23 protein-coding genes are annotated in these 23,822 nt (G+C 64.3%); 7 read left to right on the top strand and 16 right to left on the bottom strand.

The window, feature by feature from the left end:
• The first annotated feature begins 7 nt into the window (after positions 1-7).
• The 3 genes from WBR68_RS21890 to WBR68_RS21880 all read left to right on the top strand — a co-directional run bounded on the left by WBR68_RS21890 (position 8) and on the right by WBR68_RS21880 (position 1,937).
• Entirely contained in the window at positions 8-658 is a 651-nt protein-coding gene (locus tag WBR68_RS21890; protein WP_050445236.1) for a DedA family protein, read from the top strand.
• A gap of 12 nt (positions 659-670) precedes the next feature.
• Positions 671-1,192, top strand: coding sequence for a hypothetical protein (locus tag WBR68_RS21885; RefSeq protein ID WP_230695243.1), 522 nt, complete (start codon positions 671-673; stop codon positions 1,190-1,192).
• 94 nt (positions 1,193-1,286) lie between these two features.
• Positions 1,287-1,937, top strand: coding sequence for a dUTPase (locus WBR68_RS21880; RefSeq protein ID WP_050445233.1), 651 nt, complete (start codon positions 1,287-1,289; stop codon positions 1,935-1,937).
• Positions 1,938-2,014: 77 nt separating this feature from the next.
• Here WBR68_RS21880 and WBR68_RS21875 read toward each other — a convergent pair whose 3' ends face one another.
• The 6 genes from WBR68_RS21875 to WBR68_RS21850 all read right to left on the bottom strand — a co-directional run bounded on the left by WBR68_RS21875 (position 2,015) and on the right by WBR68_RS21850 (position 7,563).
• Positions 2,015-3,127, bottom strand: a complete 1,113-nt coding sequence (locus WBR68_RS21875; protein WP_050445231.1) for an NADH:flavin oxidoreductase/NADH oxidase — start codon at positions 3,125-3,127, stop codon at positions 2,015-2,017.
• A 91-nt stretch (positions 3,128-3,218) separates the two neighbouring features.
• Positions 3,219-3,989, bottom strand: coding sequence for an ectoine/hydroxyectoine ABC transporter ATP-binding protein EhuA (gene ehuA / locus WBR68_RS21870; RefSeq protein ID WP_050445229.1), 771 nt, complete (start codon positions 3,987-3,989; stop codon positions 3,219-3,221).
• Entirely contained in the window at positions 3,986-4,657 is a 672-nt protein-coding gene (ehuD, locus tag WBR68_RS21865) for an ectoine/hydroxyectoine ABC transporter permease subunit EhuD (RefSeq protein ID WP_050445228.1), read from the bottom strand. The genes ehuA and ehuD overlap by 4 nt, the downstream gene beginning before the upstream one ends.
• A complete protein-coding gene (gene ehuC / locus WBR68_RS21860; RefSeq protein ID WP_230695242.1) occupies positions 4,654-5,307 on the bottom strand; it encodes an ectoine/hydroxyectoine ABC transporter permease subunit EhuC in 654 nt (217 codons plus the stop codon). The genes ehuD and ehuC overlap by 4 nt, the downstream gene beginning before the upstream one ends.
• Before the next feature lie 9 nt (positions 5,308-5,316).
• The gene (gene ehuB, locus WBR68_RS21855) at positions 5,317-6,231 is read right to left on the bottom strand and encodes an ectoine/hydroxyectoine ABC transporter substrate-binding protein EhuB (protein WP_050445226.1); all 915 of its coding nucleotides are present in this window, start codon (positions 6,229-6,231) and stop codon (positions 5,317-5,319) included.
• A gap of 177 nt (positions 6,232-6,408) precedes the next feature.
• Positions 6,409-7,563 (bottom strand): ABC transporter substrate-binding protein, encoded by a 1,155-nt coding sequence (locus WBR68_RS21850; protein WP_050445225.1) that lies wholly within the window; start codon positions 7,561-7,563, stop codon positions 6,409-6,411.
• 261 nt (positions 7,564-7,824) lie between these two features.
• Between WBR68_RS21850 and WBR68_RS21845 the strand changes: the two genes are divergently transcribed.
• Positions 7,825-8,250: an OsmC family protein gene (locus tag WBR68_RS21845; protein WP_050445224.1), complete on the top strand. Its 426-nt coding sequence runs from the start codon at positions 7,825-7,827 to the stop codon at positions 8,248-8,250.
• A 178-nt stretch (positions 8,251-8,428) separates the two neighbouring features.
• Positions 8,429-9,718 (top strand): Nramp family divalent metal transporter, encoded by a 1,290-nt coding sequence (locus WBR68_RS21840; protein ID WP_127185005.1) that lies wholly within the window; start codon positions 8,429-8,431, stop codon positions 9,716-9,718.
• 82 nt (positions 9,719-9,800) lie between these two features.
• On the opposite strand, the gene WBR68_RS21835 is transcribed toward WBR68_RS21840, so the two are convergent.
• Positions 9,801-10,022 carry an XRE family transcriptional regulator gene (locus WBR68_RS21835; protein ID WP_127185006.1) on the bottom strand — a complete coding sequence of 74 codons (222 nt, stop codon included), beginning with the start codon at positions 10,020-10,022 and terminating at the stop codon, positions 9,801-9,803.
• Between WBR68_RS21835 and WBR68_RS21830 the strand changes: the two genes are divergently transcribed.
• On the top strand, positions 10,021-10,173 hold the full coding sequence (locus tag WBR68_RS21830) for a hypothetical protein (protein ID WP_164741270.1): 153 nt from the start codon (positions 10,021-10,023) through the stop codon (positions 10,171-10,173). The two genes, WBR68_RS21835 and WBR68_RS21830, sit on opposite strands and share 2 nt — an antisense overlap.
• 31 nt (positions 10,174-10,204) lie before the next feature.
• Here WBR68_RS21830 and WBR68_RS21825 read toward each other — a convergent pair whose 3' ends face one another.
• Positions 10,205-10,858, bottom strand: a complete 654-nt coding sequence (locus WBR68_RS21825) for a TetR/AcrR family transcriptional regulator (RefSeq protein WP_230695241.1) — start codon at positions 10,856-10,858, stop codon at positions 10,205-10,207.
• Between the two features lie 116 nt (positions 10,859-10,974).
• Between WBR68_RS21825 and WBR68_RS21820 the strand changes: the two genes are divergently transcribed.
• A complete protein-coding gene (locus WBR68_RS21820; protein ID WP_230695240.1) occupies positions 10,975-12,258 on the top strand; it encodes an MFS transporter in 1,284 nt (427 codons plus the stop codon).
• A 121-nt stretch (positions 12,259-12,379) separates the two neighbouring features.
• Here the strand turns inward: WBR68_RS21820 and WBR68_RS21815 are convergent, their stop codons facing one another.
• From WBR68_RS21815 to WBR68_RS21780, 8 genes are all read right to left on the bottom strand, one after another.
• Positions 12,380-13,120 (bottom strand): ABC transporter ATP-binding protein, encoded by a 741-nt coding sequence (locus tag WBR68_RS21815; RefSeq protein WP_230695239.1) that lies wholly within the window; start codon positions 13,118-13,120, stop codon positions 12,380-12,382.
• Complete coding sequence (locus tag WBR68_RS21810) at positions 13,117-13,920, bottom strand: ABC transporter ATP-binding protein (protein WP_050445217.1); 804 nt, start codon at positions 13,918-13,920, stop codon at positions 13,117-13,119. Before WBR68_RS21810 ends, WBR68_RS21815 begins: the two co-directional genes overlap by 4 nt.
• Positions 13,917-15,005, bottom strand: coding sequence for an ABC transporter permease subunit (locus WBR68_RS21805; RefSeq protein ID WP_230695238.1), 1,089 nt, complete (start codon positions 15,003-15,005; stop codon positions 13,917-13,919). Before WBR68_RS21805 ends, WBR68_RS21810 begins: the two co-directional genes overlap by 4 nt.
• Positions 15,002-15,853, bottom strand: a complete 852-nt coding sequence (locus tag WBR68_RS21800; RefSeq protein WP_370641267.1) for a branched-chain amino acid ABC transporter permease — start codon at positions 15,851-15,853, stop codon at positions 15,002-15,004. Before WBR68_RS21800 ends, WBR68_RS21805 begins: the two co-directional genes overlap by 4 nt.
• A gap of 234 nt (positions 15,854-16,087) precedes the next feature.
• Positions 16,088-17,233, bottom strand: coding sequence for a branched-chain amino acid ABC transporter substrate-binding protein (locus tag WBR68_RS21795; protein ID WP_050445212.1), 1,146 nt, complete (start codon positions 17,231-17,233; stop codon positions 16,088-16,090).
• Positions 17,234-17,508: 275 nt separating this feature from the next.
• Positions 17,509-21,330, bottom strand: coding sequence for a trifunctional transcriptional regulator/proline dehydrogenase/L-glutamate gamma-semialdehyde dehydrogenase (putA, locus tag WBR68_RS21790; protein ID WP_050445210.1), 3,822 nt, complete (start codon positions 21,328-21,330; stop codon positions 17,509-17,511).
• Between the two features lie 144 nt (positions 21,331-21,474).
• Positions 21,475-22,122: a PqiC family protein gene (locus tag WBR68_RS21785; protein WP_230695237.1), complete on the bottom strand. Its 648-nt coding sequence runs from the start codon at positions 22,120-22,122 to the stop codon at positions 21,475-21,477.
• A gap of 6 nt (positions 22,123-22,128) precedes the next feature.
• On the bottom strand, positions 22,129-23,793 hold the full coding sequence (locus WBR68_RS21780; RefSeq protein ID WP_050445207.1) for a PqiB family protein: 1,665 nt from the start codon (positions 23,791-23,793) through the stop codon (positions 22,129-22,131).
• Between the last annotated feature and the right edge of the window lie 29 nt (positions 23,794-23,822).

The raw sequence follows: 23,822 nt of genomic DNA, 5'->3' as shown, positions 1-23,822 counted from the left end.
CGCCTTCATGGATCAATATATCGATAAGATCGGCCTCTTCATCGAGGCCAACCAGGTGTGGGCAGGCCCCATCACGTTCCTGCTTACCATGGGGGAATCGATGGTGCTGTTGGGCCTGTTCATTCCCGCGACGGCGCTGATGCTGCTGACGGGCGGCTTGATCGGCGCGGGCACGCTGGACCCCTGGGGCGTGGTCGCCTGGGGTATTGCCGGCGCCATTGTGGGCGACGCGCTGTCGTACTGGCTGGGCCGCTGGGCCGGCCCCGGCGTGTTGCGCCGCTGGCCGCTCAAGCAACAACGCACCGGCGTGGCGCGCGCGCGGCTGTTCTTTTACCGCTATGGATTTGCCTCGGTGCTGATCGGCCGCTTCCTGGGGCCGATCCGCTCAACCATTCCCACCGTCGCCGGCGTAATGGGCATGGCGCACCACCGCTTCCAACTGGCCAATGTCATGTCGGCGCTGCTGTGGATGCCCTTGATGTTGGCGCCGGGCTACATCACGGCGCGCAGCCTGGGAACGGCGGAAAACGCGCAGCAAATCGCCATGATGATCGGCGCGGGCCTCTCAGTGCTGCTAGGATGCGGGCTTCTGCTGGCCATGGTGCGCAAGCGCCGTCAACCTGCTCGGCAACGGGCGGGGCAAAGCCGCGGCAACTGATCGGAGAATGGCATGGCGATTGACCTGGAGCCAAAAGACGGCGATTTCGCGCGCTACATCGAAAACCTGTCGCGCGCGGGCGGTGTCACGCCCGGCAAGGTGCCCGAAAAGGGCCGTGCGTCGCGCCAGGCCAGCGTCGCCGTGCCGGTGCCCGTACCCGCCCCCGCGTCGGGTGACTCCTTGTCCACCGCTCCTTGGGGCAACACGGCTCCGCCCTCGCGCAGCACCGACTCCCCCGGCTCCACTGCCCCCTCCGACGCGGCCGAAATCTCAATGGCCCAGCGCGCGCGCCAGCGCAAATTCGGCGTCATCCTGACCGTGGGCGGCGTGCTGGCGGGCTGGGCGGCCGCCAATATTGCATTCCGCGTGCTGCGCACTCCCCATTTTGAACTGGACGAGTTGATGCCCGCGGTATTCCTGGGGTTCTTTGCGGTCATGCTGCTGAAGGCCGCCGGCAACGCGCGCAAGGCGCGCGGCACGCCGCTGGGCAAACTGCCGCCACTGAAAACGTCGTCCTACCGCAAAGACAACTGACGCCGCTGGGCCTCTCGGCATTGGTGCTAACATTTCCGCCGCCGTCGCAAAGACCCTCAAGAATTACGGAGTAAAAGTGAATAACGTTGTCGGATTGAACCAGGCCCAAGCGGCCACGATGCTGAAGCTGCAAGACCACTTGAACAGCATGATCAATCCCGACTGGGTCAACGGCGGATCGCGTTTCCTGCGCGCCGCTTTTGTGGAGTCCGCCGAAGCGCTTGAGCACTACGGCTGGAAATGGTGGAAGAAGCAAACCATCGACCTGCCCCAGGTGCAGATGGAACTGGTGGACATCCTGCACTTCTACCTGTCGCACACCATCGTCCAAGCCGGCGGCCAACAAGCCGATGCCGCGCGCGCGCTGATGGCCGACCTGGCCACCCCCGCCTCGGTCACACTGGACGGCAAGACCTATTCGCTGGGCGCCCTGCCCGTGCCCGAGCTGCTGGAACTGATCGGCGGCCTGGCCGTCTGCGGCCGCGCCAGCTACAAGGTGCTGGAACAGACCATGACGGCGTGCGAAATGAGCTGGAACGACGCCTACACGCAATACGTGTCGAAGAACGTGCTGAACATCTTCCGCCAGCAGCACGGCTACAAGGAAGGCACCTACATCAAGATCTGGAACGGCGAAGAAGACAACGTCGTGCTGGCTCGCCTGCTGACACAACTGGACCCCACCAGCGCGGATTTCGCCGACGCGATGGCGCGCGAACTGGAACAGGCCTACGCCCGCCTGTAAGGCTGCGGCAAACCCGTCCGTCTAAAAAAATCGCCGCTTCAAGCGGCGATTTTCATTGCAGGCCCTGCTGTTCAGATTCAACGCTGACCGAAGCGCGTCTCGCCAAACAGTTCCTTCAGTTCGCGCGGTTGCGAGCGCCAGTATTGGTGGGGCGCAGCTACTTGCCCGCCCAATTGCGCCGCCGCGTGCCAGGGCCAGCGCGGGTCGTACAGCATGCCGCGCGCCAGCGCGACCATATCCGCCTGGCCTTCGGCCAGGATGTCCTCGGCCTGCTGCGCTTCGGTGATCAGGCCCACCGTGATGGTCGGCATGCCCACCTGGCGCTTGATTTCGGCCGCGAACGGCACCTGGTAGTTCGGCCCCACCGGAATTTTCTGCTGCGATGAAACGCCGCCGCTGGACACGTCAATGAACTCGCAGCCGCGATCCTTCAACTGCTGCGCGAAGACCAGCGTCTGCTCAAGATCCCAGCCGCCCTCCACCCAATCCGTGGCCGACACGCGCACACCCAGCGCAACCGAAGCCGGCGTGGCTTCACGCAGCGCCTGGAACACTTCAAGCGGAAAGCGCATGCGGTTCTCAAGCGAGCCGCCATAGGCATCCGTGCGCTGGTTCGCCACGGGCGACAAGAACTGATGCAGCAGGTAGCCGTGCGCGGCATGCAGCTCGATGGCGTCAAAGCCCAAGCGGATGGCGCGGCGCGCGCTGTCCACGAAGGCATCGCGCACGCGCGCCAGGCCGGCTTCATCCAGCGCCAGCGGCGGCGGTTCGGATGCTTTGTGCGCAATGGGCGACGGCGCCCAGCCTTGCCAGCCGCCCTCGGACGGCGGCACCAGTTGGCCACCGTTCCAGGGCGCGTCGCTGGACGCCTTGCGGCCCGCATGGCCCAACTGGATGCCCAGCTTGATGGGCGAATAGCGCCGCACCGCGGCCACCACGCGGCCCAACGCCGCTTCGGTTTCGTCGGACCACAGCCCCAGGTCTCCCGGCGAAATCCGGCCATCGGGCTCCACCGAGGTCGCTTCGGTAAAGAGCAGCGCCGCGCCGGACAAAGCCAGATGGCCCAGATGGATCATGTGCCAATCGGTGGCACAGCCGTTTTCGGCCGAGTATTCGCACATGGGTGCGATGACGATGCGGTTGGCCAGCGGGACGTTGCCGACCGACGTGGGACTGAACAGGTGACTCATGGGCGCCTCCGGGCATGGGATGCGAAAGCATAGCGCCCGCGCTTGACGCCAAGCGCAATCCCATCGCCCCCGTCAGGGTTAAACGCCCCGGTTATTGGCCTTCAATCACCGAATCCAGAAACTGCCGCGTGCGCGCTTCTTTCGGCTGGCTGAACAGCACGGAAGATTCTGCGTCTTCGACGATATTGCCCTGATCGAAGAACAGCGTGCGGTCAGAGCTGCGTTCGGCGAATTTCATCTGGTGGGTCACGATGATCATCGTCATGCTGCGGCGGGCCGACAGCTTGCGCAAGATTTCCAGAATGCCGCCGACCAACTCCGGGTCAAGCGCCGACGTCACTTCGTCGAACAACATGATTTCCGGGCACATGGCCAGCGCGCGCGCAATGCCCACTCGTTGCTTCTGGCCGCCGGACAACTGCGCAGGGTAAACATCCAGCTTGTCGCCCAGCCCCACCATGTCCAGGTATTCCACGGCGCGCTCGCGCGCCTGGTCCTTGGACATGCCCAGCACGTGTATAGGCGCTTCCATGGCATTGCCCAGCGCGGTCATGTGCGGGAACAGGTTGAAATGCTGGAACACCATGCCAATCTTGCCGCGCACCCGGCGCAGGTATTCGGAATTGACGCCCACCGGGCGGCCCTGCTCGTCCGTCCACATCGGTTGACCATCGATTTCGATATCACCGCTGGTGGGCTGGTCCAGCGTCATCAGCACACGCAGCAAGGTGGACTTGCCCGAACCGGACGGGCCGATCACGGCCACCGTCTGGCCCGCCGGAATTTCCAGGTTGATGCCGCGCAGCACCTCCAGCTCTCCGTAACGCTTGTGCAGATTCTTGATGGTCAAGCTGGCGCTCATCGCTTTCCTCCATATCGTTGCAGGCGGGCCTCCAGGCCGCGCACACCCCACGCCGCGACCAGGCTCAAGGCCAGGAACAGCACGCCCACGAGCGTCAGGGGTTCGGTGTACCGGAACGTTGCGGATCCGATCATCTTGCTTTGCTGCAGCAGTTCAACCACCGTAATGGCCGACAGCAGCGGCGTGTCCTTGAACATCGCCACCAGATAGTTGCCCAGCGCGGGCACCACTGGCGGAATCGCCTGCGGCAGCACCACACCCACCGCCGTGCGCCAGCGCGACAGGTTCAACGCCGTGGCGGCTTCCCACTGCCCGCGCGGCACCGCTTCAATGCCAGCGCGATAGACCTCGGCGCAGTACGTGGCGTAATGCACGCCCAGCGCAACGATGCCGGTCGCCAATGGCGACATCTGTACGCCCGTCAGCGGCAGCACGTAGAACAGGAAGTACATCTGCACCAGCAGCGGCGTGCTGCGGATGAACTCGATCACGAATGCCGTGGGCAGCGACACAATATGCAAGCGCGAGCGCCGCAGCATGGCCAGGACCAGGCCCAGCGTAATAGCCACCAGCATGCCCAGCACCGTCGCCTGAATCGTGATGACCAGCGCCGAGCCCAGCGTGGGCAAGATTTCCAGCGCGAAAGACCAATCGAATATCGGTGTCATCGGACGCGGACCCTCCGCTCAAGCAGGCGTACGCAGGCAGTAATGACCAAGGCCACCGCGAAGTACATCAACAGCATCAAAGTGAAAATCTCGGTGGTGCGCAAGGTTTCGCTGCGCAGCAGTTGGCCGCGGAACGTCAGGTCGGTGATGGTGATCAGCGACACCAGCGCCGTGTTCTTCATGAGTTCGATCAGCAGGTTGCCGGCGGGCGGCAGCATGGCCGGTATCGCTTGGGGCACCACGATTCGCCGCATGATCTGCGTGCGCGTCAGGTTCAGGGCGATACCCGCCTCGCGCTGGCCGGGCGGCACGGCCCGGATCGCGCCGCGCACCACTTCGGCGCCGTAAGCGCCGGCATTCAGGGCCAGCACCACGATACCCACCAGCATCGCCGGCAACTGGACGCCGAACAACGGCAGCACGAAGTAGAACCAAAACAGTTGCACCAGGGCCGACGTACCCCGGAAGACTTCGACGTAGACCGATGACAGCCAACGCACTGGCCGCAAAGGCGACAGGCGGCCGATACCCGAGGCCAGCGCCAGCGGCACCGCCAGAACGACGGCTCCCGCCATGATCTGGAGAGTGACGCCCAAGCCCTCAAGCAGGGGCGGCACGAGCGCCGCGATATGTTCCGAGATAAGTTGCATCGGCGCTCCTTACTGGGCGGCGCAGAGCTTGGCGGCTGTCATGCCCTGGGGCAGTTCGTCGTCCGTGAAGCCAAAGGGCGCCACCAGCTTCTTGTGCTCGTCCGTACCGACGAACTTGGTCAGTTCGGCGTTGAACGCGTCGGCGAAGTCCTTGTCTTCCGTGCGGAAGGCATAGGCGCCGTAACCGCGCACATCCTTGCCATCAATCACGGGGTCGGTAAACGGGTCCGCCTTTTCAAGATCGCTGCCCGCCTGCGTCTTGCCCATCAGGTCGTTGACCGTCAAGCCCGTGGCGGCGTAGGCGTCGGCACGGCCCGCCTGCACGCCCGACAAGGCGCTGACAGCGTCCGGGAATACCACGACCTGGTCCGACGGGATTTTCACTTTTTCGGCGTACTCGCCCTCGATGGCGCCCACCACCACGCCCAGCTTGGCGTCGGGGTTCTTTGCCACGTCTTCATAGCTGTGCAGGTTCTTGGGGTTGCCCTGCTTCACCAGGAATGCCTGGCCCACGCCATAGGTCGGGTCCGAGAACGCCACCTGCTTGCAGCGTTCGGGCGTGACATACATGCCGGCGGCGATGATGTCGAAGCGCTTGGCGGCCAAGCCCGGAATCAGCGAGCCGAATTCCGTCAGCACCCCTTCCACTTCGTTGATGCCCATGCGCTTGAGCACTACTCGGGCAATTTCCACGGATTCGCCCGTGACCTTGGCTTCCTTGCTGTCCATGTACGCGAACGGCGCCTCGTTGGCGTAGCCGATGCGGATTTTGCCCGCCGCCTTGGCGGCTTCCAGCGTACTGGTAGCGGAAGTGGACGCCCCCTCGCCGGCGGCCTGGGGCTTGTCGCCTCCCGAGTCGGAACACGCGGCCAACACGCCCAGGCCCAGGGCCAACAGCACGCGTTTGGATTGAAGCAAGGTCATGGATTCTTTCTCCCAAATTTATTTCTAGGTACATGGCTTCGCTAAAAATAATACGCTATTAAATGATTTCTACACTAATCATGTAGGCGTAAAAAAGCAGGCCTAAGCCTGCTTTTGGCGTCCGATGCCCTATGGAGCGTCAGTAAACGTTACAAAACGTAGAAAAACATGGCCACGCTATTGCGCGTACGAAAAGCGGCCGTTTTTGACCACGCCCATCACCCGAGCACGCTCGTCAAACCCTTGATGGTTGTCCTTCGAAATATTCAGCACGCCGTTGGGGACGATCAGGTCGCGCGTGCTTTCCAAGGCATCGCGCAGCGCGCTGCGAAACTCGGGAGTACCGGGTTTGGCGCCTGTTTTCAGCGCCCGCCCTACCGCTGAATCCAGCAGCATCCAGGCGCCATAGGCGTCACCCGCAAACTGCGTCAGCGTGTTGGCGCCGTATTGGCCTTCGTACTTATCGGCAAACGCCACGGCCACCTTTTTCACCGGGTTGCTGTCAGGCAGCTCGCGCGCCACCACGCCCGGGCCGGTCGGGAACAGCGTGCCTTCCACATCCCGGCCACCAACCTGCAGGAATTCCAGCGTGCCGATGCCGTGGGTTTGATAGATGGCGCCGGTGTAGCCGCGTTCCAGCAAGGTCTTTTGCGGCAGGGCCGAGGGCGTGCCCGCACCGGCAATCAGCACGGCGTCCGGCTTGGCCGAGATCACCTTCAGCACCTGGCCCACCACCGACGCATCGGTACGCTGGAAGCGTTCCTGCGCCACGATCTTCAGGTCGTTGCCGGCCGCGGCGGTGAACTCCTTCCACCAGCTATCGCCATAGGAATCCGCGAACCCGATGAAGGCCACGTTCTTCAGGCCCTTCTTCTTCATGTCCTCGACCAGCACGGCGGCCATCAGCGAATCGTTCTGCGGCATCTTGAACGCCCAGGCCCGCTTGGGGTCGGACAGAGGTTCCACAATGACGCTGGAGGCCGCCAGCGCAATCATGGGCGTCTTGGTTTCGGCCAGCACGTCCAGCGCGGCCAGGGCGGCCGCCGTGGTGTTGGGGCCGACAATGGCGTCGACCTTGTCTTCGGACGTCAGCTTGCGCAGGTTCTTCACCGCGCGGCTGACGTCGGTGCCATCGTCCAGCACCACATAGCGCGCCGGTTCGCCGCCCAGCGTGTCGGGCCACAGGCGGATCGCGTTGTTGGTCTGGATGCCAATGGAGGCGGCGGGGCCGGTGGTGGACACGTCCACACCGATCACGATTTCGGCTTGGGACGTCAAGGTGGGCAGCACCAGCGCGACGGCGCAGGCATAGCGAAGAAAATTGCGAGGCATGACAGCAGCTCTTGGGGTGGTTTGAACAGATGCCTCTATTTTGCCTGATGGGCCGCGTCGTACCGTGGACGATCGGCCCAAGATAGTCGATGCCGTTACATCGGCTTGCCGTTGCGCACCGGTGGATTCCGCGCCCGCCCCCCGGCCTCGTCTTATCATCGTTCATGCCTTGCACGGCAAGGCACGCCGCCCCGCTGGCGGTCGTCTTTTTTGCACCGGGCGCGCCCGCGACGCGCGCGCCCTTCCCTTAAAGGAGTCACTATGAAGAAAACCGCATCCGCCGCCTGGTCGGGCGATCTCAAGACTGGCAAGGGCACGATCTCCACCCAAAGCGGCGCGCTCAAGGCCCAACCATATGGGTTCAACACGCGCTTTGGCGACACCCCGGGCACGAACCCCGAAGAATTGTTGGGCGCCGCGCACGCTGGCTGCTTCACGATGGCGCTATCGAACATCCTGTCCGAATCCGGCATGGTCGCCACCAGCCTGGACACCAAGGCCGAAGTCACGCTCGACAAGGTGGACGATGGCTTTTCCATTACCGCCGTCCACTTGAGCGTGGAAGCCGTCATTCCGGGCGCCACCGCCCAGGCCTTCGAAGAGGCCGCGCGCAAGGCCGAAACCGGCTGCCCGGTTTCCAAGGTGCTGAACGCCAAGATCACCATGGAAGCAAAGCTCAAGTCCTAAGCACGAGACCGGCTGATGGGGCTGGCCCAGGCCGGCGCCATTGGCCTCTGCGATGGGCTCCCCAATAGCCCCCGCAGATTGCCACCCGATTGGCCCGCCCTATCCCAAGCTTTTCCAAAATCAATTTGACGGCGGATAGGCGCTTCTAGAAAATGAGAACCATTCTCAGGAGCGCCGCATGACCGGTTTCATCTACGCGATTTCAGGGGGCAAAGCCGCCCTGGCCCAAGACGCCCAGGTTTCAGCGAACCTGCGTCGCATGGTGGGCTCCGGCATTCTGGTGGCCGTGGGCTACATCGACCCGGGCAACTGGGCGACCGACATCGCGGGCGGCAGCGGCTTCGGCTACGGCCTGTTGATGGTCGTCATCACCTCGGCCTTCCTGGCGCTGGGTTTCCAGATATTGGTGTCGCGCCTGGCGCTGGCTACCGGACAAGACCTGGCCACGCTGACTGCCCGCCATCTGCCCGCGCGCTGGTCCAAGGCCGCCTGGCTGGCGGGTGAAGCCGCCATTCTGGCCACGGCCCTGGCTGAACTGATCGGTGGCGCCATCGCGTTGCGGCTGTTGTTCGACCTGCCCCTGATCGCGGGCGTGGCCGTTACCGGGGTGGGCACGTTTGCCGTGCTGGCCTTGACGCGCGGCAACGCCGACCGCCATGAACGGGTCATTGCCGTGCTGCTGGGCGTGGTGGCCGCGTCGTTCGTGTTCCTGCTGTTCAAAGCGAATCCCGCCTGGACGGCCGTGGCGCATGGCGTGACGGAAACGGGCCAGGCCTTGCGCAATCCCCAGGGTTTTCTGATCGCGCTGGGCATCCTGGGCGCCACCTTGATGCCGCACAACCTGTACCTGCATTCCGGTTCGCTGGCCGAGCGCGCGCAGGCGCTGCCCTCGTCCGCGCGCGGGATGGCGATGCGGGTGGCCCGCAACGACACCATCGTGTCGCTGGGCGTGGCCATGCTGATCAACTCGGCAATCATGATCGTGGCGGCGGCATCGCTGTCGGGCTCGGGCCTGATCGTGTCCAGCCTGGATGACGCGCACGCGGTCATCGGCCACAACCTGGGAGTCGGCGCCGCGGTCGTCTTCGCGGTGGCGCTGTATGCCGCCGGACAAAGCTCCACGATCACGGGCGTGCTGGCCGGACGCATCCTGTCCAAGGGGTTTCAGATCCGCAGCAACTGGTCGGATCGGCGCCGCGCGCTGGCCACCCGCTTGATTGCGGGCGCTGCGGCTGTCGGCCTGCTGATCTTCACGGGCGGCAAGGATCCCGACGAATTGCTCGTCCTGAGCCAGGTCATCCTGAGCCTGGCCCTGCCCTTCGCGCTGGGCCCGCTGGTGGTGTTGGCCTGCCGCAAGGGGGTGATGGGCCAGTACGCGCTGCGTGGCGCCTGGGCCTGGGCTGCGGTCAGCGCCACCGTGGGCATCGTGATTCTGGACGGCTACCTGCTGGTGGACATGGTGGTCTAGGCCAAAAAAAACGTCAGCGCGTGCTGACGTTTTTTTGGCTTGCCGGTTATGCCCGCGCCCAAGACGGCGGCGCGCTGGCGCCTTAGTGGTAGGCGGAGACGACCGGATGCTGCTTGCGGCCCACGTCCATGTCGTGCAGGACTTCGCCCACCGCGCCGCCAAACGAGGACACGCGCAGCTTCAGGCGCAACCACATGCCACGGTTGAAGGGACTGGACAGGGTTTCCGCTTTGACGGCCTCGCGGATCAAGGACCGCTCCAGCGCATCCGACATACGGGCATTTTTCAACGCGGTATCGCTCATGATTCTCTCCTTGAGAAAGCGCGATGTGGAACAACACGACTTCATGTTAGATCCGCGTTTGTTGCGCCGCAATAAAAACTTCAAGCATTTTTTTAACCGTTGCGCAATGGGGACAAACACCACCAAAGCGGTGCAGGCGGCACCACGTTAAGCACTAGTCTTGTGCAGCGCCGCCCCCCCGTTCAGCCCGGGCGATGCGACTGAAGATGCGCCTGTATCAGCTTTTCGGCCATGTCCGCCACGCGTCCGGCCGGGCCACCCTCGCCAAATAGCTGACTGGACACAAAGGCGCCTTCAATCAACAGCAGCAAGCCGTCGGCCAGAGCCTCGGGGTCGTGCGCGCCCATGCCCGCCGCCATCTCGTTCAAGCGGCGCCGCAGCTCCAGCTTGTGCTCTACGGCAACCGCACGGGCCGGATGCTGAGGCTCAGGGTATTCGACCGCGGCGTTGGTCAGCCCGCAACCGCGATAGCCGTTCACCACCGCGCGCTTGCCCAGGCCCGACAGGTAATCAAGCAATTGCGCACGCGGGTCGCCTGGATGCGCGTCGCAGGCGGCGTTGAAGCGCGCCCAGAATTCGGCGTCATAGTCGCGCAGATAGGCCGCCGCCAATTCGTCCTTGGACGAAAAACTGCGGTAAAGGCTGGGCTTGGTCACGCCGGCCTGGTTGACGATGGCGTCCACGCCCACGGCGCGGATGCCGTCGCGGTAGAACATTTCGCGCGCCGTCTTGCGGATGCGGTCGGCCGCAAGCAGCGGCTTGGAAGCGGGTTGCTCCGCTGGATTGGACGGAATATCGGGCGCGATGTCGGACACGGGATTGGGCTTGGTGGACATGCAGGACTCCTGAAAACTGCTCGAAAAACACATGCGTCAAAAAGCGCTTGACGATGTTACTGACCGGTACGTACCATTCGCAAACTTGCAAATTCAGATACGTACCGGTAAGTAACATGAGTATAGCCCGCCCCCCAATCCCCTTCCGCCACATCGGGCAAAACTACGCTTTTGTCGTGGTGGCGGTGATATTCCTGGCCTTGCTCGTGTCTGCCGGCCTGCGCTCCACGCCCAGCGTACTGCTGGTACCGCTGGAAGATGCCTTCGGCTGGAGCCGCAGTTCGATTTCATTCGCCGCCGCCGCGGGCATCTTCCTTTATGGGCTGGTCGGCCCCTTCGCCGCCGCCGCGATGGAACGCTTTGGCTTGCGCCGCGTGCTGATCACCGCGCTGGTCCTGATGTCCGCCTCCAGCGCCGTCAGCGCCTACATGACGGAGCCCTGGCACCTGCTGATGAGTTGGGGCGTGTTCTCCGGCTTGAGCTCCGGCGCCGTCGCGTCCGTGCTGGGCGCCACGATCGTTAACCGCTGGTTCACCAAGCATCGCGGCCTGATGATGGGCCTGCTGACCGCCAGCACCGCCAGCGGCACCCTGGTCTTCCTGCCCATCCTTGCCACGTTGGCGTCTTCCGGCGACTGGACGCGCGTGGTCTGGACGGTGGCGGCGGCCGCCGCCGCGATGGTGCCGCTGGCTTGGTGGCTGGTGCCCGACCGCCCGGCCAACGTCGGGCTGGTGCCGTTCGGCAGCGACCCACACGCCCCGCCCGCCCCCGTCGCGCCGCGCACCGGCATGTTGGCCGCCACGTTCGGCGCCCTGGCACGCGCGTCCAAGACCCCCACATTCTGGTTCCTGTTCGCCACGTTCTTCATTTGCGGCTTCACCACCAATGGCCTGGTCGGCACGCACCTGATCGCGCTGTGTGGCGACCACGGCATGCTGGAAGTGCAAGCCGCGGGGCTGCTGGCGTTGATGGGTATTTTTGACCTGGTCGGCACCACGGCATCCGGCTGGCTGACCGACCGCTACGACCCGCGCAAGCTGCTCTTCGTCTACTACGCCTTGCGCGGCCTGTCGCTGATCTACCTGCCCTACTCCGACTTCTCGTTCTACAGCCTGTCGATCTTCGCCATCTTCTTCGGGCTGGACTGGATCGCCACGGTGCCACCCACGCTGCGTTTGACCACCGAAGCCTTTGGCGAACGCGACGCCGGCATCGTGTTCGGCTGGATCGTCGCGGGCCACCAGTTGGGCGCCGCCAGCGCCGCCTGGATGGCGGGCGCCATCCGCGAAGCGCAAGGCAGCTACCTGATGGCTTTTGTGATTTCCGGCATCACGGGGCTGATCGCGGCGGTGATCGCCTTGCGGATCGGCAAAAAGCGCGCGGTGCCCCAGCCCGCTTGAACGCTATCCTTGCGCGCATGAAAATGCCCGGCATCTGATCTGGATGCCGGGCATTTTCAACTGCTAGCTTTTCAGGCGCGCATTGTCAGGCGCACGCCCTGCTCTCGCGCAGACAAGGTGATTACGCCGAGGCTTCCTCGACTTCGCCCAGATACGCCGCCCGAACCTTCGGGTCATGCAGCATCTGCTTGGCGGGGCCGGACAGGATGATCTCGCCCGACTCCATCACGTAGCCCCGATGGCTGTTTTCCAGCGCCAGGCGCGCGTTCTGTTCGATCAGCAGTATCGTCACGCCCTCGCTGGCAATGGTGCGCACAACCTCGAACACCTTTTCGACCATCAGCGGCGCCAAGCCCATCGAGGGCTCGTCAAGCAAGAGCAGCTTGGGGCGCGCGATCATGGCGCGGCCCATCGCCACCATCTGCTGCTCACCGCCCGACAAGGTGCCGGCCGCCTGTTTGCGGCGTTCGGCAAGCCGGGGAAACAGCGTGAACACGCGGTCGGTATCCTGGCGAACCTGTGCGGCATCGCGCCGGATGTACGCACCCATCGCCAGGTTCTCTTCGATGGTCAGTTGGCCGAAGATGCCCCGACCTTCCGGCACCATGACCAAGCCACGGCGAACCAGTTCATGCGATTTCGTGCCACCGATCGACTGCCCGCCGTAGACGATTTCACCGCCCGCCAGCGGCACCAGGCCGCAAATGGCGCGTAGCGTCGTGCTCTTGCCCGCGCCGTTGGCGCCGATCAGGCACACGAGTTCACCCGAGTCCACGCGCAGGTCGATGCCGCGCACGGCACGGATACCGCCATACGCCACTTGCAGGCCACGCAGTTCCAATAAGGGTTGGGATGCCGTCATGATGCCGGGCTCTCCTTGTGAATCAGCGGGTCTTGCGCCGCGCCGGCGCCCAGATACGCTTCGATAACCTTCGGGTCGCGCTGCACCTGGGCAGGCTTGCCCATGGCCAGCACCTTGCCGTATTCCAGCACCAGCACCCGGTCGCACAGGCCCATCACCAGCTTCATGTCGTGCTCGATCAGCAGCACCGTGACGCCGTCGTCGCGGATCTTTTCGACCAGCTTGCGCAGCACCACCGTTTCCGATGCATTCATGCCGGCCGCGGGTTCGTCCAAGGCCAGCAGCTTCGGGTCCGTGGCCAGGGCGCGTGCAATTTCCAGGCGGCGCTGATCACCGTAAGGCAGGGAGCGCGCGACGTCGTTGGCGCGATGGCCGATGCCCACGTAGTCCAGCAGTTCCTGCGCCCGCGCCTCGATGGCCGCTTCTTCCGCCCGCGTGGCGCGCGTGCGCAGCACCGCGCCGAGTACGCCCGCCTTCGTACGCAGATGGCGCCCGATCATCACGTTTTCGATGGCGGACAAATTGGCGAACAGGCGAATGTTCTGGAACGTGCGCGCCAACCCCGCGTAGGCGACCTCATGCGGCTTCTTGCCGGACAGGGATGCACCGTTGAACGTGCAACTGCCGTCTTCCGGGATGTACAAGCCGGTCAGCACGTTGAACAGCGTGGTCTTGCCCGCGCCGTTGGGGCCGATCAGGCCATAGATTTCGCCCTGTTCAATATCGAAACTGACGTCGGACAAGGCCTGCAGGCCGCCAAAGCGTTTGCCCAGGCCCTGCGCTTGCAGCAGTTTGCTCATGCCGCACCTCCTTGCGCCTTCGACGACAGCTCGCGCTTGCGCACGGCCGACGGCCACAAGCCCGCCGGGCGGAACAGCATGACGCACACCATGGCCAGGCCAAACAGCAGCATGCGGATGCCTTCGGGGTCCAGCACCACGGCGCCAAACACCATGTGCTGGAAGGGTTCCACCACCGCGCGCAGGAACTCCGGCAAGGCCGCCAGGATCAACGCGCCCAGGATCACACCGGGGATATGCCCCATGCCACCCAGCACCACCATGCACAGGATGGAAATCGACTCCATCAGCGAGAAGCTCTCGGGGCTGACAAAGCCCTGCATCGAGGCGAACAGCGCGCCCGCCACGCCGCCGAAAGACGCACCCATGGCGAACGCCAGCAGCTTGATGTTGCGGGTGTTGATGCCCATGGCCTTGGCCGCGATCTCGTCTTCGCGGATGGCCTCCCAGGCACGCCCGATGCGAGAATTCTGCAGGCGCACGCACACCACGATAATGATCAGCGTGATGGCCAGCAGCAGGTAGTAATACTTTTCAGGCCCGGTGAAGCGCATGCCCAGCAGGCTTTCCGTGCGCCCGAACGAGAACTCGCCCACCTTGAAGGTATCGATGCGGTTGATGCCCTGCGGCCCGTTGGTAATGTTGATCGGGGCATTCAGGTTGTTCAGGAAGATGCGAATGATCTCCCCGAAACCCAAGGTCACGATGGCCAGGTAATCGCCCCGCAATTTCAGCGTTGGCGCCCCCAGCAGCACGCCAAACAGGCAGGCCACGGCCAGCGCAATCGGCAAGATCGCCCAGAACGGCAGGTGCAGCCCGAAATGCGGCGACGCCAAAAGCGCCCAGGTATACGCGCCCACCGCGTAGAACGCGATGTAGCCCAGATCCAGCAGGCCGGCAAAGCCCACCACGATGTTCAGGCCCAGTGACAGCATCACGTACAGCAGGGCAAAGTTCAGGATGCGCACCCAGCTCTGCCCGGCCATGCCGATCACAAAGGGCAGCACCGCCAGCACGATGCCGATCAGCGCAATGCCGATCAGGTTGCGGGTCGACAGCCCGCTTTTTTTCAGGGATACGTTCATGCCCGGTCTCCCACACGTTCGCCCAAGAGGCCGGAGGGGCGGAAGATCAGCACCAGCACCAGCACGAAGAACGCAAACACGTCCTGATAATGGCTGCCCAGAAAGCCGCCCGTGATGTCGCCGATATAACCCGCGCCCAGCGCTTCGATCACGCCCAGCAGCAGCCCGCCCACCATGGCGCCCACCATGCTGCCGATGCCGCCCAGCACCGCGGCGGTAAAGGCCTTCAGGCCCAGCATGAAGCCCATGGTGTATTGCGACACGCCGTAATACGTGGCGACCATCATGCCCGCCACGGCGGCAAGCGCCGAGCCGATCAGGAATGCCGCCGAAATCACCGTGTTGATGTTCACGCCCATCAGCCCCGCCACTTCCCGGTTCTGCGCGGTGGCGCGCATGGCCGTGCCCAGACGGGTCTTGTGCACGATGGCCAGCAGGCCGCCCATGATCAGCGCCGCAATCACCACGATGGCGATCTGCAGCGTGCTCATGCGGGCGCCGGCAAACTCGAACACGCGCGGCGACAGCACTTGCGGAAAGTTCAGGTAGTTGCGGCCCCAGGCCATCATGGCCACGTTCTGCAGGATGATGGACACGCCGATGGCGGTGATCAGCGCGGCCAGTCGCGGTGCACGGCGCAGCGGCCGGTAGGCCACGCGCTCGGCCGTCCAGCCCACCGCCATGCACAGCGGCACAGACACCAGCAGGCCCACGCCTATCACCACGAAGGCAGACACGCCGGGGTCGCCGCCCACCAGCGAAATGGCGACCGTGGTGGCCGCCATGGCGCCGATCATGACGACATCGCCATGCGCGAAGTTGATCAGCCCGATGATGCCGTACACCATGGTGTAGCCAAGGGCGACCAGGGCGTACACGCTGCCTAGCGTGACGCCGTTAATCAATTGTTGAATGAAGATATCCATAGGGGCCGCGGAAATAAGCCTGGAAAAAGTCGCGCAACGCAGCGGCCCTGGTCTTGACGGACGGGACGCTGCGGGCACGGCGCCACGCCGAGCGGCGCAAGCGCAAAGAGTGGACGGACACCGGCGCAGCCGGCCCCGCCCGGGGTTCAGCCCGCCTTAGTTGGCTTGGCTGACCATCGTTTCAACCATCTCCCACTTGCCGTTCTTGACTTCGTAGATGGTGACCGAAATTTCCTTGAGATCGCCATTCGCGTCATAGGAAATGTGCTCGCTGGTGGCGCCCTTGCGGTTCAGCTTGGCCAGCGCCGGCAGGTACTTCTCGGGGTCGGACGACCCGGCTTTTTCAATGGCCGTGATCATGTTCCAGGCGCCGTCATAGGCGTACGGCGCATAAACGCCGGGGGCCTTCTTGAAACGCGCCTCGTAGCGCTGGGCAAAGTCCTTGCCCGCCGTCATCTTGTCCAGCGGAACGCCGGCCAGGGACGCGAACGTGCCGTCGGCGGCATCGCCCGCCAGCTTGATGAACGTGTCGCTGCGCGTCATTTCGCCCGACACCAGCGGGGCCTTCAGGCCCAGCGTGGCCAACTGGCGCTTCATGGGACCGGACTGCGCGTCCAGGCCACCGTAGAAAATCGCGTCGGGCGCGGCGCCCTTGATGTTGGTCAGGATGGCGGTGAAGTCGTTGGCCTTGTCGGTGGTGTATTCGCGGCGGACGATCTCGCCGCCCGCGGCCTTCACGGCCTTTTCCACTTCGTCGGCCAGGCCTTGGCCATAGGCCGTGCGGTCGTCGATGATGGCGACCTTCTTGGCCTTCAGGTTCTGCACCATGAACTTGCCGACCGCCGCACCCTGCTGGGTGTCGCTGGTCATCATGCGGAACGTGGTTTCGTAGCCCTGCTTGGTGTATTCCGGCGACGTGGCCATGGCGATCTGGGGCAGACCGGCTTCATGGTAGACACGCGACGCGGGGATGGTGGTGCCCGAATTGAAGTGGCCCAGAATGCCCACGACTTCCTGGTCAACCAATTGCTGCGCCACCTGCACGCCCACGCGCGGATCGGCCTGGTCATCGCGCGACACCAGCACGAACTTGGCGGGTTCGCCGTCGACCTTGATGCCCTTCTTATTGGCTTCTTCCAAAGCCAGGTTCAGCCCGTTCTGCATGTCTTCACCGTAGTGCGATTGCGGACCGGTCAGCGGGGCGGCAAAGCCAAGTTTGATGTCGGCGGCCGACGCGGCGGCCGTCATGCCCACAGCGGCGATGCTGGCGGCGAGTAGCTTCAAAGTCGTGCGGAACTTCATGGGGAATCCTCCGGGGTCTCGGATGGCCGTGTACTGATAGCGGTACTTAAGGCCTTGTTATACCTGAGCTTTTAGCCAGGCTTTTGGTTTTTCTACTACCACGGGCCCGGCGGTGGCCGGGTCCCGCGACTGCATGTTCTGCAAGGCCTGGATGCCGGGTTGCGACATCCAGACTTGAGGTGCGACCGGATTTTCGTTCCAGTGCAACCTTGCCCGATATTGGAGATAACCCTCGGTCATCGAGGGTGACTTTGTGGTCACCCTCGGCCGTTCGGTCAACCGATAGTCATGAGGCTGGCGTTGCCGCCAGCGGCGGCCGTATTGACGCTGATGGATCGTTCGGTCAGCAGGCGTTCCGGCACATAGGAGGCTCCTGCCGCCAACGCGTCGGACGTCAGCCCATGCACCGACAGGATGGCCCCCGGACGCTGCGCGATACGCTGGTTTAGCGCTTGCAGCGCGTCGCCATCGCCTTCGAACAGCACGGCCTGGTAGTCAGCCTGGTCGACCTCATCGTCGGCCAGAATGCCCGCCTGGCCTTGCTGCTCGGCGTCCAGCGTGGCCAACAGCGCCTGCGCGGCTGGCGTGTCCGCGAACCAGGCATGGTTGCCCGTCAAGCGTGCCACCGACCACTGCGCTCGCGCACCGGCTTCGGTAGCCGCCACGCAATACACGGCGCCGCGTGGTTCGACCATATAGGTGTTGGTTTCGCCCGTGGGGCCGGGCAGCGCAATGCGTTGTGGCAGCGGCGCGGCGGCGTCCAGCGCTGGCGGCAGGCCGGCCGGGCGCGTGCCCAGCAAGCGGTACATGTACAACGGACCGCCCGCCTTCGGACCCGTGCCCGACAGGCATTCGCCACCAAACGGCTGCACGCCCACCACCGCGCCCACGATGTTGCGATTGACGTAGACGTTGCCGGCATGCACCTGCCCGGTCACGTGCGCAATGGTTTCGTCGATGCGGGTATGCACGCCGAAGGTCAGGCCGTAGCCCGTGCCATTGATGGCATCCAGCAGCGCATCCAGCTCGTCGCGCTTGTAGCGCACCACGTGCAGCACCGGGCCGAACACTTCGCGCGTCAGTTCGCTGATGTGATCGATTTCGATGATGGTGGGCGCCACGAAGGTGCCGTGGCGGCATTCGCCATTCAGTTCAACCTGATCGACGCGGTGGCCCGCCGTGCGCAGGGTCTCGATGTGGCGCTGGATGCCGTTGCGGGCTTCCGTATCGATGACAGGGCCCACATCCACCGAGAGGCGGTCGGGGTTGCCCACGGCCAATTCGCGCATGGCGCCGCGCAACATCGTCAGTACGTGGTCAGCGTTGTCTTCCTGCACGCACAGCACGCGCAGCGCCGAACAGCGCTGGCCGGCCGAGTCAAAGGCCGAGCTCAACACGTCGAACACCACTTGTTCTGACAGCGCGGACGAATCCACCACCATCGCGTTCTGGCCGCCCGTTTCGGCGATCAGCGGAATGGTGTGGCCGTCGTCATCCAGGCGGTCGGCCAGCGTGCGCGCGATGATGCGCGCCACATCGGTGGAGCCGGTGAACATCACGCCGCGCACGGCGGGGCTGGCCACCAGTTGGGCGCCGACGGTTTCGCCACGGCCGGGCAACAATTGCACGGCGCCGGCAGGCACGCCGGCCGCGCGCAGGATGGCCACGGCTTGCGCCGCGATCAAGGGCGTTTGTTCAGCAGGCTTGGCCACCACGGTATTACCGGCAGCCAGCGCGGCCGCGACCTGGCCGGTGAAGATGGCCAGCGGGAAGTTCCAGGGGCTGATGCACAGCACCGTACCCAAGGGGCGATGCGTGTCGTTGCTGAACTCCTGTTCAGCCTGGTCTGCGTAGTAGCGCAGGAAGTCCACGGCTTCACGCACTTCGGCAATGGCGTTGGGCAGCGACTTGCCGGCTTCTCGCACGATCAGGCCCAACAGGGTCTGCATCTGCTCTTCCAGCAATTGCGCCGCGCGGCGCAGGCATTGCGCCCGCTCCGCCACCGGCGTCGACTGCCAGATGGGTGCGGTATTGGCGGCGGCGCGCAAGGCGATGTCGGCTTCTTCCGACTGCGCCTCGATCACGTGGCCGACCACGTCGCGCAGGTTGGCGGGGTTGCGCACTTCAATGGCGCGCGCCGCATCCCAGGCTTGCTCGCCCTCGCCCAACATCGGGCCAGCGCGCCATGGCGTGCCGGCGCTGGCCAACAGCGCAGCTGACAACGAGCCCAGGCGGTGTTCGTTAGTCAGGTCCAGCCCAGCCGAGTTGGCGCGGGCGCCCTGTTGCAGGTTGCCGTACAGCTCGCGCGGCAGCGGGATCTTTTCGTGCGGCGCGCCCAGCGGCACGATGCGCGAGGCCGCTTCCACCGGATCGGCCACCAGCGATTCAACCGGAATGGTGTCGTCGCCGATCAAGTTCACGAACGAGGTATTGGCGCCGTTTTCCAGCAGGCGGCGCACTAGGTACGCCAGCAGCGTTTCGTGCGTGCCGACCGGCGCATAGATGCGGCACGGGCGGTTCAGCTTGCCCTGGGCCAGCGGGCCGACCACTTCGTCGTACAAGGGTTCGCCCATGCCGTGCAAGCACTGGAATTCATATTGGCCGGGGTAGTAGTTCTGACCCGCCAATTGATAGATCGCGGCCAGCGTATAGGCGTTGTGCGTGGCGAACTGCGGATAAACGGCCTCGGGCGCGTTCAGCAGCTTGCGCGCGCACGCCAGGTAGGCCACGTCGGTGTACAGCTTGCGGGTGTAGACGGGATAGCCTTCCAGGCCATCAACCTGGGCACGCTTGATCTCGGTATCCCAGTACGCGCCCTTGACCAGGCGCACCATCACGCGGTGACGGCTGCGGCGGGCCAGGTCGATGACGTAGTCAATGACGAACGGCGCGCGCTTTTGATAGGCCTGGATGACAAAGCCAATGCCATTCCAGCCTTCCAGTTCCGGCGCGAAGCAAAGCGCTTCCAGCAGGTCCAGCGAGATTTCCAGACGGTCGGCTTCTTCGGCGTCGATGTTCAAGCCGATGTCGTAGCTGCGTGCCAAGGCCGTCAGCGCCTTCACGCGCGGCAGCAGTTCGGCAATGACCCGTTCGCGCTGGCTGCGCGAATAGCGCGGATGCAACGCCGACAGTTTGATCGAGATGCCCGGGCCTTCGTAGATGCCACGGCCGGCCGCGGCCTTGCCGATGGCGTGAATGGCCTGCTCATACGACGCGTAATAGCGCTCGGCGTCTTCGGCCGTTGTGGCCGCTTCACCCAGCATGTCGTAGGAATAGCGGAAGCCGCGCGCTTCCATCTTGCGGTTGTTGGCCAGTGCCTCGGAAATGGTCTGGCCGGACACGAACTGTTCGCCCATCATGCGCATGGCCATGTTCACGCCCTTGCGCACCAGGGGCTCGCCGCCCTTGCCGATCAGGCGCGTCAGCGCCTTGGACAAGGACTGTTCGCTGCTGACGGCAACCAGCTTGCCAGTGATCATCAGGCCCCAGGTGGCGGCGTTGACGAACAGCGATTGCGAACCGCCCATGTGCGACTTCCAGTCGCCACGGGCAACCTTGTCGCGGATCAGCGCGTCGCGGGTGGCGCGGTCGGGAATGCGCAGCAGCGCTTCGGCCAGGCACATCAGCGCCACGCCTTCCTGGCTGGACAAGGAAAATTCCTGGATCAGCCCTTCGACGCCGCCGCCGCTGCGCTTGCCACGCAGCTTCTTGACGAGGTCGGACGCCATGGCGTGGACCTTTTCCAGGTTGGGCACACGGGCCTGACCCAGCAACAGCGGCACGCATTCAGGTTCGGGGCGGCGATACGCGGCGGTAATCGCGGCGCGCAGCACGGACTGCGGCTGCACGTCCTGGCCAAATTCGTAGAAAGGCGGGGTGGGCGCGGCGGGCGCGTCGCCCGACTCGTCGTCGGCGCCGGCGTCCATGCCCAGATGCGACATCTCGGCGGGCAGGTGGCCCCGCTCGATTTTGTCCAGATAAGAAAGAATGGCCTGCTTATGCAGCCAGTGGGGCGTGCAGTTGAGCTTGTTCGCGGCGGCCTTGAGGCGGTCGCGCAGTGCGTCATCAACTTTGACGCCGAGGGTCGTGCTGGCCATAAGAGATTGCTTCCTGTCGCATGGCAAAGGTGTTACTGAGTCCGAACGAAACCCAGTATGGGTAGGACCGTATGCTAGACAGGTTGCAACCTTGTTTGTATTAAGGTTAACCCTAGGTTAACCGGTTGAGTTGATGCAGGTTTCTCATTCTTTCAGCGGCGAGCAGCCCAGCATCTGCACCGAGCCGGTTCCGGCAGGGGTTTGCCCGCGTATGGCGGACGCCATCACGCCCGCCAAACCCACCACCGCCCGTTGCTGCGCGGCGATCAGCGCAGGAATACCAGTTTCCGACACGGTTTCCGTCACCACGCTGCGGCACAACAGGCCCGTGCCCTTGGCGTTGACGGGCCGCACGCGCCAGGTGGCGTCCAACTGCGCCACGCTGCCGGGCACCATTTCAAAACGCTGCACGTCCGTCTGTACGCGCCACACCGGGGCCGCCGGCCCTGGCTTGACCATCTGCACGTCCAGGGCGCCCAGCTCGCGCTTGAGGGCGTCCGACAAGGCGCCCCGCAACTCGTCACCCAAAGGCGAGCTCCAGCGTTCGGAATACAGCGCCGCCACGCTGCCGTCGCCCGTGCGCACCATCAGTTGCGGCTGGTCGGCCTGTGTCGACAAGCTGACGGCTTGCACCTCGATAAGGAAGTCCGCCGACCCGGCGGGCGCGGCCGTAGACGGCGCCGCCGGACTTTGAAGCGTGTAGTAGTGCACGGGCGGCGACGAGCCGCAGCCCGCCAAGGCGGCGCTCAGCGCCAACAGGGACAAGACGGGACGGATCGAGAATAGAGTCATGGTTGTTTAGTTCCTGACAGGGCCAGAGCCGGGAATCGGGTCATCGCCACGGCCCCGCAACAAGGCTTCGGGATTCGCTTGCAGGAAGTCGGCCAGCGCACGCAACGAGCGGGCCGCGCGACTCAGTTCCTGCATCGCCTTTTCGGTATTGACGGGCAGCGAGGCGTCCGAGGCCAGCAGCGAATTGATATTCGCCATCGACTGGCGTGCCTGCTTCAACATGCTTTGAGCCTCGGGCGCCACCTGCTTGTCCAGCCGATTCATCAGTTTTGACGTGCTGGCCAGCGTGGTGCGCAGATCTTCGCCGATCTTGTCGAACGGAATCTTCTCGATCTTGGCGACGATATTGCTGACCTGCTGCTGCAACTGATCCAGGTTGCCCGGCACGGTCGGAATGATCGCCGGGTCGGTCGCCTTGAACTCCACCGGCTTGGCGTTCGGGAAGTTGTCCAGCACCACATACAGCTGACCGGTCAGCAGGTTGGACGTGCGCAGTTGGGCGCGCAGGCCGTACTTGATCATCACGCCCAGCAGCCGCGTGCCGGCCTCGTCGCCATCCTTGAGCGCGCGCTCGCGCACCTCTTCATAGACGCGGCCCAGGCGTTCCGGATACAGCGTGGCGTCCACCAGCGAGAAGAAACGCTTGGTGGCCGGGTCGAAGTCCAGCGTGATCTGCGTGACGTTACCCAGCGTGATGCCGTTGAAATCGATGGGTGCGCCCACGGCCAGGCCACGGATGGACTGGTCATAGCGCATGCGAATGGGGAAGGCTTCGCCGTCGGGGTTGGCCTTGGCGGCGGCTTCGGTCGCGTACAGGTCAAAGCTGGCATCGGCCGGCGCCGGGTTGCTGCCGTCGCGCGCGCTTTGCACGGATTCAAACGCCACGCCGCCCACCGCCATGGACACCAGCGACTGCGTGCGAACCTTCAAGCCGTCGGCATTGACGCTGAAGTCCACGCCGCTGGCGTTCCAGAAGCGCGTGCCGTTGGTGACGAACTTGTCGTTGGGCGCATCCACGAACACTTCAACGTTCACGGCCGTGCCGGTTTTGTCGAGCTCATAACCAATGACGCGACCCACATTGATGCGGCGGAAGTAGACGGGCGAGCCAATGTCCAGGGACCCCAGGTCCGACGCCTTGAGCTTGAAGCGCTTGCCGGCGCGGTCATGCGTGACCGCGGGCGGAATCTCCAGGCCTTCGAAGCTGAGCTTGGTGGCCTTGGCGGAACCGTTCTTGCCCTCGGCCGCGTCCACGCCAATGTAGGCGCCCGACAGCAAGGTGCCCAGGCCCGATACGCCACTGACGTCCAGGCGCGGCCGCACCACCCAGAAATTGGTGCCTTCGCGGGCCAGGTCCGACACTTCTTTCGCCAGTTCGGCCTTCACCACGACCTTGCTGCGGTCACTGTTGAAGCCAATGGACTTCACCGTGCCGATGTTCACATCCTTGTAGCGCAGCTGCGTCTTGCCCACCTCCAGCCCTTCGGCTGTATTGAACGAGATGGAGATATCCGGGCCGGCCTGCATCCAGGTGCGGATGACAAGCGACATACCCATCAGCGCGGCCACGATGGGCACCAGCCAGATCCATGAAATCCGGCTCTTCTGCTTGCGCGAGATGGTCGGTGACTTGTACTTCTCTTCACCGGCATCGGGTGCTTGGTCGGACATCTACTTTCCTTTTTTCTTCTTCCGCGGGA

The sequence above is a fragment of the Achromobacter sp. JD-1 genome, from assembly GCF_038594925.1.
Taxonomy (GTDB): Bacteria; Pseudomonadota; Gammaproteobacteria; order Burkholderiales; family Burkholderiaceae_B; genus Achromobacter; species Achromobacter spanius_C.
The sequence above is the reverse complement of the archived record's forward strand: the minus strand, read 5'-3'. Positions and strand labels throughout refer to the sequence as shown.

Coding starts and splice junctions, on each gene's coding strand:
- WBR68_RS21890 (WP_050445236.1), top strand. CDS start 8: ATGGATCAATATATCGATAAGATCGGCCTCTTCATCGAGGCCAACCAG.
- WBR68_RS21885 (WP_230695243.1), top strand. CDS start 671: ATGGCGATTGACCTGGAGCCAAAAGACGGCGATTTCGCGCGCTACATC.
- WBR68_RS21875 (WP_050445231.1), bottom strand. CDS start 3,127: ATGAGTCACCTGTTCAGTCCCACGTCGGTCGGCAACGTCCCGCTGGCC.
- ehuA (WP_050445229.1), bottom strand. CDS start 3,989: ATGAGCGCCAGCTTGACCATCAAGAATCTGCACAAGCGTTACGGAGAG.
- ehuD (WP_050445228.1), bottom strand. CDS start 4,657: ATGACACCGATATTCGATTGGTCTTTCGCGCTGGAAATCTTGCCCACG.
- ehuC (WP_230695242.1), bottom strand. CDS start 5,307: ATGCAACTTATCTCGGAACATATCGCGGCGCTCGTGCCGCCCCTGCTT.
- ehuB (WP_050445226.1), bottom strand. CDS start 6,231: ATGACCTTGCTTCAATCCAAACGCGTGCTGTTGGCCCTGGGCCTGGGC.
- WBR68_RS21850 (WP_050445225.1), bottom strand. CDS start 7,563: ATGCCTCGCAATTTTCTTCGCTATGCCTGCGCCGTCGCGCTGGTGCTG.
- WBR68_RS21845 (WP_050445224.1), top strand. CDS start 7,825: ATGAAGAAAACCGCATCCGCCGCCTGGTCGGGCGATCTCAAGACTGGC.
- WBR68_RS21840 (WP_127185005.1), top strand. CDS start 8,429: ATGACCGGTTTCATCTACGCGATTTCAGGGGGCAAAGCCGCCCTGGCC.
- WBR68_RS21830 (WP_164741270.1), top strand. CDS start 10,021: ATGATTCTCTCCTTGAGAAAGCGCGATGTGGAACAACACGACTTCATG.
- WBR68_RS21835 (WP_127185006.1), bottom strand. CDS start 10,022: ATGAGCGATACCGCGTTGAAAAATGCCCGTATGTCGGATGCGCTGGAG.
- WBR68_RS21825 (WP_230695241.1), bottom strand. CDS start 10,858: ATGTCCACCAAGCCCAATCCCGTGTCCGACATCGCGCCCGATATTCCG.
- WBR68_RS21820 (WP_230695240.1), top strand. CDS start 10,975: ATGAGTATAGCCCGCCCCCCAATCCCCTTCCGCCACATCGGGCAAAAC.
- WBR68_RS21815 (WP_230695239.1), bottom strand. CDS start 13,120: ATGACGGCATCCCAACCCTTATTGGAACTGCGTGGCCTGCAAGTGGCG.
- WBR68_RS21810 (WP_050445217.1), bottom strand. CDS start 13,920: ATGAGCAAACTGCTGCAAGCGCAGGGCCTGGGCAAACGCTTTGGCGGC.
- WBR68_RS21805 (WP_230695238.1), bottom strand. CDS start 15,005: ATGAACGTATCCCTGAAAAAAAGCGGGCTGTCGACCCGCAACCTGATC.
- WBR68_RS21800 (WP_370641267.1), bottom strand. CDS start 15,853: ATGGTGTACGGCATCATCGGGCTGATCAACTTCGCGCATGGCGATGTC.
- WBR68_RS21795 (WP_050445212.1), bottom strand. CDS start 17,233: ATGAAGTTCCGCACGACTTTGAAGCTACTCGCCGCCAGCATCGCCGCT.
- putA (WP_050445210.1), bottom strand. CDS start 21,330: ATGGCCAGCACGACCCTCGGCGTCAAAGTTGATGACGCACTGCGCGAC.
- WBR68_RS21785 (WP_230695237.1), bottom strand. CDS start 22,122: ATGACTCTATTCTCGATCCGTCCCGTCTTGTCCCTGTTGGCGCTGAGC.
- WBR68_RS21780 (WP_050445207.1), bottom strand. CDS start 23,793: ATGTCCGACCAAGCACCCGATGCCGGTGAAGAGAAGTACAAGTCACCG.